2 protein-coding genes are annotated in these 1,392 nt (G+C 35.3%); both read right to left on the minus strand.

All coding sequences use genetic code 11. From position 1 onward, the window contains the following. A partial coding sequence (locus DS031_RS23310; protein WP_113808532.1) for a hypothetical protein occupies positions 1–720 on the minus strand: 720 nt, incomplete at its 3' end. A gap of 115 nt (positions 721–835) precedes the next feature. Beyond that, entirely contained in the window at positions 836–1,351 is a 516-nt protein-coding gene (locus DS031_RS23315) for a TetR/AcrR family transcriptional regulator (RefSeq protein WP_113808533.1), read from the minus strand. Positions 1,352–1,392: the final 41 nt, after the last annotated feature.

The following is a 1,392-nucleotide window of genomic DNA, read 5'->3' on the forward strand; positions in this document are numbered from 1 at the left end:
CATCCAAGCGATACTGCCTGAATGGAGCAGTCTTTTTTTGAAGCGGTTTTGTACCGGAGTTTTCTCTAAAAACCAAGCTGGCAAGATTAATGTTTGCAGCGCATGAAATCCAATACCATGTAGTACAATTAGATTACCTGCATCACCTGTAAATCGATCTTGAAGCAAAATCATCCATATTCCAGCAATATTGGCTACAATTACAGAGAGAAAGGCATAGCGAATCCCCAAGATGAGCAATGGTCGTTCATGAGGAGGCTTCATTCGTAAAAACTGAATAGTTAACACGACCGCTAAAGCTACCAGAACTAAAGAAACAACCCCGAATAGCATTCCAGCAACCATATCAATACTAGTGCCTACACGAGTAAATCGTGGATTAATTCCTCTAAAGTTTTGAACGGTTTCAATGACATAAGAATAGAAGCTTGCTAAAATAAGAAACCATCGTACCACTTTCCTTTTTCGATCACCAAATCTTGCAAGAGGTAAAATCGCTGCTATAGATAGTACATAAATACCGAGAGCTGCATTAAAGGAAAAAGCATCTTTCATATCGCCTTCAGGTAAAATGATATGCCCTTGGAAATAGATAAAAAAGGCAATACCTATTGAAAGTATAAATCCAATTAATCCTGTCATAACAAGCCCACGTTCTCCTTCAAACAGCTTAACTGACGGTTCGTGTTCACTTCGGTTAGACTTCATGAACTTCAACATGAATGATCCCTTCTTTCAAATAGTTTATTTTTTTCAACCAATAAATAAATAATCTAAATATTTATTTATCAATCAATAAATATTCTTTTAAAAAAAGGAGAGTTATTACTCCTTTTTAACAATGATCACTTTTATGGGTCAATTGAGGTAAATCCAACACCTCTGCAACCGTAATTAATAAACCTGTGCCAATAAAATGAGCTGCTGTCTGTTTTGCATTCGGAATACCTGCATTTTCAAATTTTAATGTTAAGGATTCAAAAATGGTAAGAAATAGATTTTTAACATGTTCACGAATTCCTGTCTCGGCAATAGCATGGGCTTGCATAACCATCAATACCTCATCACGGTGTGTTTGGATGATTTGTTCAAATGCACGCCCCATTGTTTCAATTAAAATATTTGCAGGTGCTTGAACTTCTGAAAATGTCTCATATATTCTGCCGAAAGCACGATCAATAACAACTTTGAATAGTTCTTCCTTATTTTTAAAAAAATGAAACACATATGGCTGCGTCACCCCTGCAGCCTTTGCAACCATTGCAGTCGTTGCTTTATAATATCCCTTTTCTGCGAATACTGCTACAGCATTTTCAATAATAATTTCTTTTTTATCTTCTCGAGGTGCCATTATATCATCCTTATTAATATTTATTTATCAATCAATAAATA

It is taken from the genome of Bacillus taeanensis (assembly GCF_003318295.1).
Classification (GTDB): Bacteria; Bacillota; Bacilli; order Bacillales; family UBA6769; genus Maribacillus; species Maribacillus taeanensis.

Excerpts from the sequence above, each read along its gene's own strand:
- DS031_RS23315 (WP_113808533.1), bottom strand. The coding sequence starts at position 1,351 with ATGGCACCTCGAGAAGATAAAAAAGAAATTATTATTGAAAATGCTGTA.